Origin of the sequence: Lampropedia puyangensis (assembly GCF_004833285.1) — a bacterium.
Classification (GTDB): Bacteria; Pseudomonadota; Gammaproteobacteria; order Burkholderiales; family Burkholderiaceae_C; genus Lampropedia; species Lampropedia puyangensis.
Genome location: NZ_STFG01000001.1, coordinates 290133 through 304629, shown reverse-complemented (window position 1 = coordinate 304629; position 14497 = coordinate 290133). Strand labels below are relative to the sequence as shown.

15 protein-coding genes are annotated in these 14497 nt (G+C 53.0%); 6 read left to right on the top strand and 9 right to left on the bottom strand.

Annotated features, from left to right (window positions below):
• Positions 1 to 14: 14 nt before the first annotated feature.
• From atpA to E9531_RS01200, 6 genes are all read right to left on the bottom strand, one after another.
• Entirely contained in the window at positions 15 to 1568 is a 1554-nt protein-coding gene (atpA, locus tag E9531_RS01225) for a F0F1 ATP synthase subunit alpha (protein ID WP_136571916.1), read from the bottom strand.
• Between the two features lie 46 nt (positions 1569 to 1614).
• The gene (locus E9531_RS01220) at positions 1615 to 2148 is read right to left on the bottom strand and encodes a F0F1 ATP synthase subunit delta (RefSeq protein WP_136571915.1); all 534 of its coding nucleotides are present in this window, start codon (positions 2146 to 2148) and stop codon (positions 1615 to 1617) included.
• A gap of 11 nt (positions 2149 to 2159) precedes the next feature.
• Positions 2160 to 2630, bottom strand: a complete 471-nt coding sequence (locus E9531_RS01215; RefSeq protein ID WP_136571914.1) for a F0F1 ATP synthase subunit B — start codon at positions 2628 to 2630, stop codon at positions 2160 to 2162.
• 33 nt (positions 2631 to 2663) lie between these two features.
• Positions 2664 to 2915, bottom strand: a complete 252-nt coding sequence (gene atpE, locus E9531_RS01210; RefSeq protein WP_136572235.1) for a F0F1 ATP synthase subunit C — start codon at positions 2913 to 2915, stop codon at positions 2664 to 2666.
• Positions 2916 to 3013: 98 nt separating this feature from the next.
• Positions 3014 to 3892, bottom strand: coding sequence for a F0F1 ATP synthase subunit A (gene atpB / locus E9531_RS01205; RefSeq protein WP_136571913.1), 879 nt, complete (start codon positions 3890 to 3892; stop codon positions 3014 to 3016).
• A 21-nt stretch (positions 3893 to 3913) separates the two neighbouring features.
• Positions 3914 to 4420 carry a hypothetical protein gene (locus E9531_RS01200; RefSeq protein WP_136571912.1) on the bottom strand — a complete coding sequence of 169 codons (507 nt, stop codon included), beginning with the start codon at positions 4418 to 4420 and terminating at the stop codon, positions 3914 to 3916.
• 324 nt (positions 4421 to 4744) lie between these two features.
• Here E9531_RS01200 and E9531_RS01195 point away from each other — a divergent pair, with 324 nt between their 5' ends.
• From E9531_RS01195 to E9531_RS01185, 3 genes are all read left to right on the top strand, one after another.
• Positions 4745 to 5734, top strand: coding sequence for a Bug family tripartite tricarboxylate transporter substrate binding protein (locus tag E9531_RS01195; RefSeq protein ID WP_136571911.1), 990 nt, complete (start codon positions 4745 to 4747; stop codon positions 5732 to 5734).
• A 19-nt stretch (positions 5735 to 5753) separates the two neighbouring features.
• Complete coding sequence (locus E9531_RS01190) at positions 5754 to 6941, top strand: isochorismate synthase (RefSeq protein ID WP_136571910.1); 1188 nt, start codon at positions 5754 to 5756, stop codon at positions 6939 to 6941.
• 142 nt (positions 6942 to 7083) lie between these two features.
• The gene (locus E9531_RS01185) at positions 7084 to 7647 is read left to right on the top strand and encodes a DUF6714 family protein (RefSeq protein ID WP_136571909.1); all 564 of its coding nucleotides are present in this window, start codon (positions 7084 to 7086) and stop codon (positions 7645 to 7647) included.
• Between the two features lie 9 nt (positions 7648 to 7656).
• On the opposite strand, the gene E9531_RS01180 is transcribed toward E9531_RS01185, so the two are convergent.
• Positions 7657 to 8388, bottom strand: a complete 732-nt coding sequence (locus tag E9531_RS01180; protein WP_136571908.1) for a helix-turn-helix transcriptional regulator — start codon at positions 8386 to 8388, stop codon at positions 7657 to 7659.
• Between the two features lie 104 nt (positions 8389 to 8492).
• On the opposite strand from E9531_RS01180, the gene E9531_RS01175 reads away from it, so the two are divergent.
• On the top strand, positions 8493 to 9110 hold the full coding sequence (locus E9531_RS01175; protein WP_136571907.1) for a hypothetical protein: 618 nt from the start codon (positions 8493 to 8495) through the stop codon (positions 9108 to 9110).
• 95 nt (positions 9111 to 9205) lie between these two features.
• On the opposite strand, the gene kynU is transcribed toward E9531_RS01175, so the two are convergent.
• Positions 9206 to 10522: a kynureninase gene (gene kynU, locus E9531_RS01170; protein WP_136571906.1), complete on the bottom strand. Its 1317-nt coding sequence runs from the start codon at positions 10520 to 10522 to the stop codon at positions 9206 to 9208.
• 147 nt (positions 10523 to 10669) lie between these two features.
• Positions 10670 to 11674 carry a LysR substrate-binding domain-containing protein gene (locus E9531_RS01165; protein WP_136571905.1) on the bottom strand — a complete coding sequence of 335 codons (1005 nt, stop codon included), beginning with the start codon at positions 11672 to 11674 and terminating at the stop codon, positions 10670 to 10672.
• Positions 11675 to 11813: 139 nt separating this feature from the next.
• Between E9531_RS01165 and hmgA the strand changes: the two genes are divergently transcribed.
• Positions 11814 to 13133 (top strand): homogentisate 1,2-dioxygenase, encoded by a 1320-nt coding sequence (hmgA, locus tag E9531_RS01160; RefSeq protein WP_136571904.1) that lies wholly within the window; start codon positions 11814 to 11816, stop codon positions 13131 to 13133.
• 18 nt (positions 13134 to 13151) lie between these two features.
• On the top strand, positions 13152 to 14447 hold the full coding sequence (gene fahA / locus E9531_RS01155) for a fumarylacetoacetase (protein ID WP_136571903.1): 1296 nt from the start codon (positions 13152 to 13154) through the stop codon (positions 14445 to 14447).
• The last annotated feature ends 50 nt before the right edge of the window (positions 14448 to 14497 follow it).

Here is a 14497-nt window from a genome sequence, read left to right as displayed (position 1 = left end):
GTTGACACGCCAACTTAGGCGAACGATCTCTTGAAGGATTCAATGGCAGAGGCCAGTTCCGCTTCTGCGTCTTTGTCCAAAGCTTTCTTGTCGAGCAGCTTGTCCAACAGTGCGCCTTGCGATGTTTGCAGATACTGATGCAGGCCTTTTTCGAAGTCCAGCACGCGCTTGACTTCGATATCGTCCAGGTAGCCTTTATTGGCAGCAAACAGCGATGCACCCATCAACGCGATGTTCAACGGTGAGTACTGGGCTTGCTTGAGCAATTCAGTCACGCGTGCACCACGGTCAAGCTGTTTACGAGTAGCTTCATCCAAGTCAGAAGCGAACTGCGCAAACGCGGCCAATTCACGATACTGGGCCAAGTCGGTACGGATACCACCAGACAGATTTTTCACCAGCTTGGTTTGGGCTGCGCCACCAACGCGAGACACCGAAATACCAGCGTTAATCGCAGGACGGATACCGGCATTGAACAGGTTCGATTCCAGGAAAATCTGACCGTCAGTAATCGAGATCACGTTGGTTGGCACGAATGCCGACACGTCACCAGCTTGGGTTTCGATGATTGGCAACGCAGTCAAAGAACCAGTTTTGCCAGTCACTTCACCTTTGGTGAATTCAGCCACGTAGTCGGCATTCACGCGAGCAGCGCGTTCGAGCAAACGGCTGTGCAGATAGAACACATCGCCAGGGTAAGCTTCACGGCCTGGTGGACGGCGCAGCAACAAAGACACTTGACGGTAGGCCACGGCTTGTTTAGACAAGTCGTCATACACGATCAGCGCATCTTGGCCACGGTCACGGAAGTATTCGCCCATGGTGCAACCAGAGTAGGCGGACACGTATTGCATCGCAGCAGACTCAGAAGCTGTAGCAGCTACGACGATAGTGAATTCCATCGCGCCGGCTTGTTCCAAAGCGCGCACCACGTTCTTGACGGAAGAGGCCTTTTGACCAATCGCCACGTAGATACAGGTAACGCCTTGACCTTTTTGGTTGATGATCGCGTCGATCGCCACAGCTGTTTTACCAGTCTGACGATCACCAATGATCAGTTCGCGCTGACCGCGGCCCACTGGGACCATCGCATCAATCGCTTTCAAACCGGTTTGCAAAGGCTGATCCACAGATTGACGTGCAATCACGCCTGGGGCCACCTTTTCAATCACGTCAGTTTGCTTGGCATTGATTGGGCCTTTGCCATCAATTGGCTGACCCAAAGCATTCACCACACGACCAACCAATTCTGGACCGACAGGCACTTCCAAAATACGGCCAGTTGTTTTAACAACGTCGCCTTCGGAGATGTGCTCGTACTCACCCAAAATCACGGCACCAACGGAGTCTCGCTCCAAGTTCAATGCGAGGCCGTAAGTGGCATTGCCATTTTTGTCTGCTGGAAATTCCAGCATTTCGCCCTGCATTACCTCAGACAGGCCATGAACACGGACGATACCGTCGGTCACAGAAACCACAGTTCCTTGGTTTCTGACGTCAGCACTGGATTCCAGGCCTTCGATACGGCTTTTAATCAGCTCAGAAATTTCTGCTGGATTGAGTTGCATGACTCGTTCCTTGTTGCTTGATTGATTACAAACACTAAAGCGGCTATCAAGCCGTCAGTGCTGCTTTCATTTGTTCCAAACGGGCTTTGACGGAGGTATCAAACTCCTCGTCACCCACGATTACCCGAACACCACCGATCAGGGCCTCATCCATCTTTACAGACAGATTGAGTTTGCGGCCAAAACGCTTCTCAAGCGTTGGGCGCAAAGCTTGTAGCTCCGCATCGGAAATCGGGAATGCGCTAAACACATCCGCATCGGCAGCGCCATCTTTGTCGTTAACCAACGCACGAAACTGCGCAGCCACCAAAGGCAATGCAGCCAGACGATCGTTATCAACCACGGCGCCCAAAAAATTACTGACCAAATTTGGCACATCGCCATTGGCCAAACCTGCGAACAGCGAAATCACTTGCTCGCGATTCACTTTTGGGCTTTGCGCTACGCGCAGCACATCTTCATTGGAAGCAACAGCAGCAAATGCGTCCAACCATTGCTGGATTTGCTCAACCCCTACTCCAGCTGCCGCCTTGAACAGCGCCTCAGCGTATGGGCGGGCAATAGTGGCCAATTCTGCCATAGAGCCCCCTTTTACAGTTCTGCCTTGAGGCGATTGAGTAAATCAGCATGCACAGTGGCATTGACTTCTTTACGCAAAATCTGCTCCGCACCTTTGACCGCCAAACCAGCGACTTGATCGCGCAGCAATTCACGAGCTTGCACCACTTGTTGATCCGCATCAGCCTTGGCCTGCGCCAAGATTTTTTCAGCTTCTACTGATGCGCGCGCTCTCGCCTCATCGACGATAGCTTGAGCACGACGCTCAGCATCAGCCAGCAAAGATGCAGTCTCATTACGAGATGCAGCCAACTGCTGCTCAACCTTGGTATTGGCAGTTGCCAACTCAGTTTTTGCTTTATCCGCTGCAGCCAGCCCATCAGCAATTTTTTGCGCTCTTTCATCCAAAGCCTTCGCAATTGGGGGCCACACGAACTTCATCGTGAACCACACCAAAATCAGAAAGACAATGGCTTGAAAGAACAGTGTCGAATTAATATTCATTACAACACCTCTCTTTCGTGGCGTTGAATGAAATTAGACAGCTGGGATGAATGGGTTTGCGAATGCGAACAGCAGAGCGATAGCCACACCAATCAAGAACGCCGCATCAATCAGACCAGCCAAAATGAACATTTTGGTTTGCAGATCGTTGATCAATTCAGGTTGACGTGCAGAAGACTCCAGGAACTTGCCGCCCATCAATGCGATACCGATCGAAGCACCAATAGCACCCAAGCCCACGATCAAGCCACAAGCCAGAGCAACCAGACCGTTGATGTTGCCGATGATTTCCATGATTTATCCTTCAGTTAGTGGAGATGAAAAAGAAAAAAACAAGAGAGGGCATCCAACATGAAAAAGAACACCCGTTAAAAAACCAAGTCTTAGTGTGCGCTGTGCGCCTGACCCAGATAAATGAGCGCCAACATCATGAAGATGAACGCCTGAAGCGTAATCACCAAAATGTGGAAAATCGCCCAAATCGTACCTGCAATGACATGGCCAACACCCATCATCGCACCGCCAAATGAAAGTGCCGCGTAGCCACCCATCAGCGCAATCAGCATAAAGACCAATTCACCAGCATACATATTGCCAAACAATCGCATGCCATGAGAAACCGTCTTGGAAACGTACTCAATAATCTGCATCAAGAAATTCACGACACCCAAAATGACCGCAAACACAGGATTCTTAGACGTACCAAAAGGTGCCGTTACCAATTCATGCGCCCAACCGCCCCAGCCTTTGATCTTGACTGAGTAGTAGAGACACAAAGCCAAAACCGCAATCGAAAGACCAAATGTTGTAGACAAATCAGCAGTCGGAACCACACGCAAGTAAGCATGAGAAGGATCACCTCCAGCCGCCGCATAGCCTTGCCCCCACAAATAGGGCAACAAATCAACCGGCAGCAAATCCATTGCGTTCATCAAGAAAATCCAAACAAACACAGTTAGCGCCAAAGGAGCGATAAATTTGCGACTCTCAGCGTTATGGATATTGGCCTTAGCTTGGCTATCAACCATTTCAACTAAAAGTTCAACAGCCGCTTGAAATCGACCAGGAACACCCGATGTAGCCTTTACCGCTGCAGAACGAAGCACAAAAACAGCAAGCAAACCCAACACCAAGGCGATCACAATGGAGTCAAAATTGACAACAGAAAAATCAACAATAAACCCCTGCTTGAGGTTCGTCCAATGCCCCAAGTGGTGAACAATGTACTCACTTGCGGTCGGTGCTCCAGCATTTGCAGCCATAAGTCAATTCTTTCAATCGTTCTACACACGTCTGCATCGCGCCATCAAAATAGGCGCGACCCAGTACATATTCACAGTCAATACGACGGCACCCAGTAAATACACCCAGGCGACCTGATCCAGCAGCAGTGGCGCCAACGCAAGCAGCATCACATTCAGCAACAACTTAAACATCTCAAACATAACCAAGATGCCTAACGCAGGCTGGCTGACAACGACCTTGGCAAACATAAGGGCGGGAAGCCACACCGCCAAGGCCCCGTAAAACCACGAGATTATAGCCACAGAATCCCTGCTAAAACCCCAAATCAACAAGCCTACGCCGATTGCTGCAGCAGCTTGCCACTGTAGAACACGCCAAGGTGAAGGCTGCCAATGCGTTTGCCGCCATGCCTGCGCTTGCGCAGCAGTCAGCGGTTCAACATGGTCACCGCCATCGTCAAGACCTTCGTCTTCGTCTGGATATGCAGGCATCCGCACTTCTTCACGCTTCGGGCGATCTTGCAAGAACTCTGAATTCGCCACCATGACTGCTCACTGTTTGATACAAGCGCGCGATTATAAAAAGCAATGCTTTCAGCGCAGTACATTTCTCAGCCAGCTTGTAGGCTTATTGTCAACACGCCAAATACCAACATGCCAGGCATCCAATCAGCACAGACACTGCCAGTACATCCCCATCTTGACTTTCAGCTATAGCTGACTAGGCGCTATCACACCTGAAGAAATCAGCCATCTCATTAGGAGAGTGGTGCACGGCAATTCATTTCTATAGCTATCATGGCAGCCGATTTTCCCTGCACCGGTAATTTCAAGTACAGCCCACTATTTGCAGCCCCACAAGGAGACAGCATGAAACCCATACGCTTTCTACAGTTCGCTGGCATCGCAGCCTGTTTACTCAATGCCGGCTTGGCCAACGCAACAGATGCAGCGCCACTTTGGCCGAGCAAAAGTCTATCCCTCATCGTGCCGTTTGGTCCAGGTTCAAGCCCTGACACAATGTCGCGTGTTGTCGCAGATGAGGCCAGCAAAACTCTGGGCAAACCCATCGTCATTCTGAACAAGCCTGGCGCAAGTGGCAACATTGGTACGAACGACATTGCCAAGGCCAAGCCAGACGGCTACACATTTGGTGTCTCTATCACAGGGCCGCTAGTCAACAACCCTCTGATTGAAAAGTCGCTCCCCTTCAATCCTTCAAAAGACCTACAGCCCATCACTTTGGCTGTGCACCAGTACAACGTGCTGGTTGTACCAAAGAATTCACCTTTTCAATCTCTGCAGGAATTGATTGATGCAGCCAAAGTCAAAGATGCAAAACTGAATTTCCCATCGACAGGCGCGGGAACCGTTTCACATCTTGCCGTAGAACTGTTGCTAGATCGCACTGGCGGACAAGCCCTGCATGTGCCCTACCCATCCTCGCCTGCGGCTGTCACTTCCCTGCTCACGGGTGAAACAAATTTTGCTGCACTGCCGCCTGTCGCTGTAATGCCATTAATCAAAGACGGGCGTATCAAACCATTGGCTGTCGTTTCAACCAAAAGGCTGAGCTTCCTGCCAGAGGTTCCTACAGTCGCAGAACTAGGCTATCCCGGTATTGAAGGCTCAGGCTGGATTGGGTTTATTGCTCCTGCTGGCATCTCTCCAACCACTCTCGAGAAACTCAACAGAGCATTGACCGACGCCCTCAATAACGAAGCTGTCCAGACTCGCTTAAGCAGCATGTCCATGGAAGCGGCCCCCACCACCCCACAGGCCTTTGCAAGCTACATGCAAGAAGAAGCTGCTCGCTGGACGCCAATCATCCAACGCCTTGACTTAGCAGAAAAAAAGTAACCCACAATACGCGCACCCCATGACAATCTCTGCTACTTCCCCCTCACAGAGCAGTCCCGACTGGCTGCTCAATCAGTTAAGCCATCGCGACATTTTCTTTGCATCAGCCCAGCACCAGCTGCGCAGCCACAACCATGCAGAGGATCTGCATGCATACGCGCCCATCACCTCTGCGAGTGTGAATGCTCTTTTTGCACAGGCCCGGTCACGCGGACAAACAACGCCTACCCTGTTCGGGCTCATCCCTTTCGACACACAGTTGCCGGCGAGCCTGACCTTGCCGCTGCATGTGCAACATACACTCAGCCCCAACGACGCTTTGACCATTGGAGCCAACTCAGCGCAAGTGAGTCCGTCAGTACTAAGCAAAACACCCGTGCCAGCGCCTGAGGTTTACGGTCAGATGGTGGAGCGCGCACTGGAATTGTTCGCACAAGGCGATGTTAAAAAAATCGTCCTCGCGCGAGCCATGGACATTGCATTGGATGGTGCCATCGATCCCGAACACATCATGCGTGACCTGCTGACACGCAACCGCCATGGCTATACCTTCAACCTGCCTATCTGGGCTGAAGACGCACAATCCCAAGCCTCCATGATGGGTGCCAGCCCAGAGCTTCTTGTGCGTCGCGAGGGGGAAATGGTCTACATCAATCCCTTGGCAGGCTCCATCCCGCGCCACTCTGACCCTGTGATCGACCAACAGCGGCATGAAGGCTTAGCCGCATCGGAAAAAGACCTGCGTGAGCATGGTTACGTGGTCAGCGACATTGCGCGCATTCTGGCCGAGCATTGCACAGAGTTGGATGTTCCTGAAACTCCCAGCGTGATTGGAACCGACGCGCTTTGGCACTTGTCGACATTCATCACCGCTCGACTCAAATCACCCCAGATGAGCGCTCTTGATCTGGGCCTTGCCCTGCACCCCACTCCTGCCATGTGCGGTTACCCGACCGCACAAGCGTTCGCAAGTATTCAAGCGCTCGAACCTTTTGCGCGCGAATATTTTGCAGGCCTTGTGGGCTGGCAAAAAGAAAATGGCGATGGTGAATGGGCTTTAACAATCCGCTGCGGTCGCTACGACGGTCAGCGCAGCTTCCGTCTCTATGCAGGAGCAGGCACTGTAGCTGGCTCAGATCCTGTAAGCGAGATTCGCGAAACAGAAACAAAAATGGCGACGTTCTTACGGGCCATCACGAAGAGCTAATCCAAGCAATCACTACAACCTCATGGCACGCACGACCACTTGCCAACGCTGCGGACAAAGGACTCTCGCCATTTCCCCATTGGCCGATGCGCTGACATCGTGTCGTGATGCCTTGCTGGCACGATCGCAGTGCGGCCCCACTATGGCAGAGGAGATATTTCAGCAAGTAACGAACTGCTCAAAACAAGAGGCACGTCAATGGTTCAAACACATCCAAAAATGTCCACAAGTTTGGCTAACCCAAGACGCCTTAAGTATTGTTGCTGCCATCGACCTTGCCTTTGGTGATATACCAAAACCGGCACATTTCACAGACCACACCCATTGCCCAGAGTGCGCTGATCACGATCAGAACCTTCGCAGCCATCAACGCGAATCGATCCCAAGAGACGCACTTGGTTGCCCGGGGTATGACCCCATCACTTTCTGCTCCCCCGACGGAGTGGCGTACTACATGCCCGCATTAGTTCGCTACGCTTTAGCGCCCAGTCACTTCGACGACCGCGAATGGTATGGTGAGCAGTTACTCTACTTCCTAGGAAATGATAGCAACACAGTGCGGCACTTCAACCCGCAGCAAAAACAAGCCTTGCTTGCGGTAGTGCATTTTCTGCAGTCATCCCCTGACTGGGTCACAACAATGAGTGGCAGCAGCCACCAAGTCGACCTATGCATGGCGGAGCAAGCACTCATATCCACTTTGTAAGCGCAGCCATCACAGCACAATCCCCACCTCATTGCATGACGCCCAAAACGGCTGGGCACTGCGCAATTGGAACCGCTGCGCCAAGGCACTCGCAGAGGTGATGCGATCCAGCCTGAACGTGCGTACAGCTTGGCGTTGCAGGTCCCAGGCCAGCACATACCAAAATGGCCATGCCAGTAATAAATACTGCGCCTCGATCATTCGTTCGCTGTGCGTTTGCTTCCCATCGATGTAACGAATTGCTAGCACTGTCTGATGGACAAACGCGCTATACACCACCTCCAAAATAGTCGGGTCACGTCTGCGCACACTCTGCTGCACATCAACAGAAACCGGTGATGCGACCCGTATTCTTTTGCGCAAGCGGGCGATGGCATTGCGGTCTGCAGGGGAAAAACTACGCCCCAGTTGGCGGCGCAAATCGGCGTGGCGACTGGCCTGCGACAAGCCCAAGGCCTCAGACAGTGCCAGTGCCATCAAGAGCTCAATGGCGTCTGCACTGCGCAGTGTCATGCGCCCGGAGGCCCAGCGCTGCGCAATCTGAATGCCCCCGCCTTTGCCCGATGCACTCTGCAATGCCCAGCCCTGCTCACGCAACACATCCAAATCTCGCGCCAAAGTGCGCTCGCTAACTTGCAGCTCTTGCGCCAAAGCCGCCACAGCATGCACTTCGCCATCCGACAAGCGATCAGCTAATGCTTCCAGACGATTCAAACGAGCGTGCAATGTACGTTCTTGCATGGTGTGTGGTTGGGGCCGCAGTCAAGTCATTATCTTTTACTGCCATTGAATGGCAGCAATACCTGGATCATCGCACACTCGTTCAACCTATAGAGAAACACCGTATGCATACCATTGAATGGGCACCATTCAGCCTCGCTCCTAACGCCACTGAAGCACAACTGCTAGCCGCATCCGCAGCCATTCAACCTTTACTGCAAGCACAACCCGCCTACCAGTCACGCCAGCTTCTAAAGCTGGGAGCCGGACGCTACGCAGACATGCTGCATTGGCGCTCGCAGCACGAAGCGCAAGAGACCCTTGCTGCGTTGCTGGATACCGATGCATTTAGACATTATTTCGCATTGATGCAGACCGATGCAGCGCCCATATGGATCGAGCCCCTGTTCACGCACGCACACACTGCGAAGAGCATTCAAGGTCTTGAATTTTCCTTGTTCCGATTGCGCCCGGGGATCTCAGAAACCTCCCTAATGCATGCGGCCCAACACATGGCAGCTTCACTCTACCAAGGCCAACCGGGGTTTGAGGCACACATGATCATGCGCAACGAGACCGACCCCACGCTATTGGCTGATGTAGTGCTGGCAGACAGCGCACAACACGCCCGCGCCTTGTGTGGGCGCTGGGGGCAAGGGCCATTTCATCCCGATTGCCAAGACTATTTGGACATGATCGACCCAACCACTGTGCAGTTAGCATTTTGGAGTCGTGTGGAATAAAGACGTATTTACGATATAGACGCGGCTGGCAAGCCCTTGCACAAAACACCATGCGCCTCTCATGCCCCAGACCGAGCGGCACATCAAGCTGATGTTCAGGTGACTGCGTTGCGCTGGTGAAACCGTGGCTGCTTCCACTCCTGCGATTGCATTACCTCGCGCAAATGCTGCACGGCTTGCCATACATCACCAAAGCTGGTGTAAAGCGGCGTGAAGCCAAAACGCAAAATATCCAGATGTGGGCTGCCTGGGCCACCTCCTGCACGAAAGTCCCCAATCACACCACGCGCTATCAGTGCTTGCACAATCGCATAGGCTCCGCTGTCTTTTGCATCAATACCGCTGCCGTAGGTGCGCGTCAAACTCACTTGTGAGCCGCGTTGCGCATGCATCTGGGGTGTTGCCACGCCAAAGCCGTACGCACCACACTCCTGCTCAACCAGGCGCATGAAGGTGTCTGTCAGTGCCAAGGATTTTTTACGCAACGCAGCCATCCCACCCAAAGCTTGGGCTTGCGCAAACACCTGGAGGCCGCACTCCAACACCGACATACTGATGATGGGCTGGGTGCCACACAAATACCGTTCAACGCCAATCGCAGGCTGGTACTGAGGGTCAAAAGAGAATGGCAAGGCATGACCATGCCAACCTGACAACGGCTGCTCAAAACGGTTAACGTGCCGCGGGTGCGCCCATACGAACGCTGGAGCGCCGGGGCCACCGTTGAGGTATTTATAAGTGCAACCAATCGCAAAGTCGGCTTGTGCTGCATTCAAATCAACCGGAACTGCGCCTGCGCTATGGCACAAATCCCAGACGGTCACAATACCCACACCATGGGCCGTACGGGTCACAGCCTCCATATCGTGCATTGCGCCGGTACGGTAGTTCACGTGCGTGAGCAGCAAAACAGCAACATCCTCCTTCAAGGAATCAGCCAACTCCTCTGGCTCAATCAACACCAAATCCAAGTCAAACTGTTGGCACAGCGACTGCGCAATATACAAATCGGTTGGGAAATTAGCACGCTCGGAAACCACTTTGCGACGCTGAGGCTGCTCAGCTTGAGCAATACGCAAGGCGGCATGCAGCACCTTGTAGAGGTTGATGGAAGTGGTGTCTGTCACGACCACCTCCTCCTGCTTCGCTCCAATCCATGGCGCGATCAGATTGCCCATGCGTTGCGGCAAATGCACCCAATCCGCACTATTCCATGCACGAATGAGTTGCGTACCCCACTCCTGCGCAACCACTTCTTGGGCACGCTGCAATGCGGCTTTGGGTTGAACACCCAGTGAATTACCATCTAAATAAATAATGCCGTCTGGCAATTGAAACTGCGAACGCAGTGGTGCCAACAAGTCTTGCGCATCCCACTGTCGGCAAAGGTCGGCGGTGATTTTTTCAGTCATGAACATCGTCTCCATGTCAAGCAGCATGCCACACGACATGTTCTGTATAGCCTTGATCTAAGCGTCTATTCTGCACGGCAAACAGAGCGATCCTGCGCAAATCAGCGTTACAAACCAAGCTTATTTAGCGGCGAGAAAAAAACGGTTTTAGCCGCCAAACAATTTCAGCAAACAAGCGCGCAGCCAACGATTGGCTTGGTCTTGATGAAACTTCGGATGCCAAAAGCAATAGGTCTTCAGCGTTAAATCAGCCCCATCCAACCGGGCCACAGACAATCCCAACGTTGTCGCAAACTCCTGCGCTAATCGTTCAGGAACAATAGCCATCGCATCGGTTTGCGCCACCACCAGTGGCACCGTAACTTGGCTTGCACAATAGTGGTGAGCGCCCGATGCGCCGGCTGCGCTCAGCAACAGGCGCTGTGCTTGCGCATAACCGCCCTGAGGTTGATGCACCAGCACACAACGCGAATGCGCCAGCATTGTGGGCTGCAACAGCGGCAGACTGCCTCTAGCCCCTGGCTGCTGGTGCTTATCCGCTTTCCCTTGGCGTTTATTGGTAAAGCCTGCGCGTTTGAAATGAGGATGGTCTGCTCTTGCAATCACCACAAATGACTGCTCAAACAGCAATTGCTGCATCGCACCTTGTGGCATGTCTTCAAAAGCGCCGATGGCCAAATCCACACTGCCCGCGCGCAAAGCCTCCTGCACACTGGCAACGCCATTGGATGCCAACTGAGGCGTATGCACAGCAAGCCGAACATTGGGCGCATGGGTGTCGCAATAGGCAATCCATTGCGGCATGAAATGCACTTCTGCCACATCCAGCATTGCGACAGTGAATTGCCGTGAGCTGGTTTTAGGATCAAACGCGACTGGTGAGCGCAAATGGTGCGCTATCGAGCTCAATGCTTGCGCCACAGGCTCTGCCAACTGCTCAGCAAACGGTGTGGGCTGCATGCCACTGCGACCAGAACGCACAAACAATGCATCTCCGGTAGCTTGGCGTAGCCGTGCCAATGCACCACTCACAGCAGGTTGCGACATGCCCAAGGATTGGGCGGCGCGTGTCACACTGCACTCTTGCATCAGGCATTGAAAAACCAGCAGCAAGTTCAAATCAAAGTGCTTTAAATGGGAGGCAATAGGCATGGTGTTTCACGATCATGGTGTGCATGGTGCCAATCAAAAACTATCAGAAATACAAATAATTAATATAACAATATCTTTATTGAAAATAATTCTTCAAGCACGACAATGCCTCCATTGACCATTATTCAGGAGACAAACCATGCCCCATTCCGACACTACAGACTTGCAGTACATGAGTGGTTTTGCCAACGAATGGGCGACCGAAGCCTTGCCCGGCGCCTTGCCTGTTGGACAGAATTCCCCACAAATTTGTCCCTATGGCCTGTATGCCGAGCAGCTTTCGGGCTCTGCCTTTACTGCGCCACGCCATGCCAACCGCCGCACCTGGTTCTACCGCATTCGCCCTGGCGCAGCACACACGCCCTTTGAAGCGATTGGCAATGGCCATCTCAGCCTCGACTTCCAAGACATCCCAACAACACCGAATCAATTGCGCTGGGACCCTCTGCCACTGCCCCCCGCGCAAGAGTCCGTCGACTTCATTGATGGCCTGCATACCATGGCAGGCAATGGCGATCCTCATGGACAAAGTGGTACAGCCATTCATCTCTACGCCATCAATCGTTCTATGCAAGGGCGTTTTTTCTACAACGCTGACGGGGAAATGCTGATTGTTCTGCAGCAAGGGCGCCTGCGCTTTGCAACAGAATGCGGCCTGATCGAGGCTGAACCGCAAGAAATTGTCGTCATTCCACGAGGCATTCGGTTTCGCGTCGAACTGCTCGATACAGAGGCACGCGGCTATATCTGTGAGAACTATGGTGCGCCTTTTCAGTTACCTGACCTTGGCGTCATTGGCTCCAACGGACTTGCCAACCCACGAGACTTCCAGACCCCTGTGGCGTGGTACGAAGATGTGGATGGCCAATTCGAATTGATTACCAAGTTTGGCGGCAATCTCTGGAAGGCACAGCTCGACCACTCCCCACTCGATGTCGTCGCGTGGCATGGCAACTTCGCCCCCTACAAGTACGATCTGCGGCGCTTTAACACGATTGGCTCCATCAGTTACGACCATCCAGACCCTTCAATTTTTTTGGTGCTGCAATCGCCTTCAGACACGGCGGGTGTGGACACAATCGATTTCGTGATTTTCCCCCCTCGCTGGTTGGCTGCAGAAAACACTTTCCGTCCACCATGGTTTCACCGCAATATTGCCAGCGAATTCATGGGTTTGATTGTGGGCGAGTACGATGCCAAAGCCGATGGATTCCGTCCAGGCGGCGCCAGCTTGCACAACTGCATGAGTGGCCATGGTCCTGACGCAGCCACGTTCGAGAAAGCCAGCCAGATCGATACCTCCACACCACACAAAGTCGATGCGACCATGGCCTTCATGTTCGAAACGCGCCACGTCATTCGTCCTACACAAGCCGCGCTCTCTTCAGCACAACTGCAAGCCAATTACCACCAATGCTGGCTGGATGTGAAAAAGCACTTCAACCCAGCGAAAAAGTAAAACAACTACGGAGCCCTCATGCATTCATTGCTGACACCCAACGCCACACATGACACCAACCTCACCAGTTGGGTGGCCTCGGCCAACGTCCCCCATGCTGACTTTCCTATTCAAAATTTGCCTTGGGGACGCTACCGCCCGCTAGGTGATCGCACTGGTGATGATGCGCCATCTTGGCGGCTGGGCGTTGCCATTGGGGACTACATTCTCGATGCCCGCGCCGCCGGCGTGATTGATACAGACGACTTGAATACCATCATGGCGTTGCCTGTGCAGCAGCGTCTGCAAATCCGGCAGCAACTCTCAGATGGATTAAAAACAGGAAGCGCTCAGGAAAAAGCCTGGAGCAAGCTGCTGACTGCGCAATCCCAAGCACAAATGGGCCTTCCCTGCCATATTGGTGATTACACCGATTTCTACACGGGCATCCACCACGCCACATCTGTAGGTAAGCTGTTTCGCCCAGATCAGCCTTTAATGCCCAACTACCAATGGGTGCCTATCGGTTACCACGGCCGCAGCTCCTCCATTGGCGTCAGCGGTAACAACTTCAAACGCCCGCAAGGCCAAACCAAAACACCTGATGCGCCAACCCCCAGCTTTGGCCCCAGCAAGCGCTTGGACTATGAGCTAGAACTGGGCTTTTTGGTGGCACAAGGCAATGCACAAGGTTCCTGCATTGCACTGGAGCAAGCGGAAGAACATCTGTTTGGAGTCGTACTGCTCAACGACTGGTCTGCACGCGATATTCAGGCATGGGAGTACCAACCGCTGGGGCCGTTTCTCGCGAAGAACTTTGCCTCGACGATTTCGCCATGGGTCATCACCAACGAGGCGCTAGCCCCATTTCGCAGCGCCTTCACACGTGCGCCCAATGACCCGCAGCCACTGCCTTATTTGGATGGCCAACAAAACCGAGAAAAAGGCCAACTGGGCATCACGTTAGAAGTGCTTCTGCAAACAGCCCAAATGGCACAAAACAATGAACCACCAGCACGCCTGAGCATTGGTCGTGCCGACCAAGCAGCCTATTGGACCGCTGCGCAATTGATTGCCCATCACACCATCAATGGCTGCAATCTGCAGCCTGGTGATTTACTAGGTTCCGGCACCCTTTCTGGCGCAACCCCCCACGAGGCAGGCTCGCTACTTGAATTGACCCAAGGCGGCAAACAGCCAATCACCCTGCTCAATGGCGAGCTACGCACTTTCTTGCAAGACGGCGACACCTTGATCTTGCGCGGCTGGTGCGAGCGCGAAGGTGCTGCCAGAATTGGTTTAGGCCAGGTACAAGCCACTATTTTGCCTGCTTAAACGCACTGCGCCATTGCAATCAAACCCAGCCTTTGTGCTGGGTTTTTTCA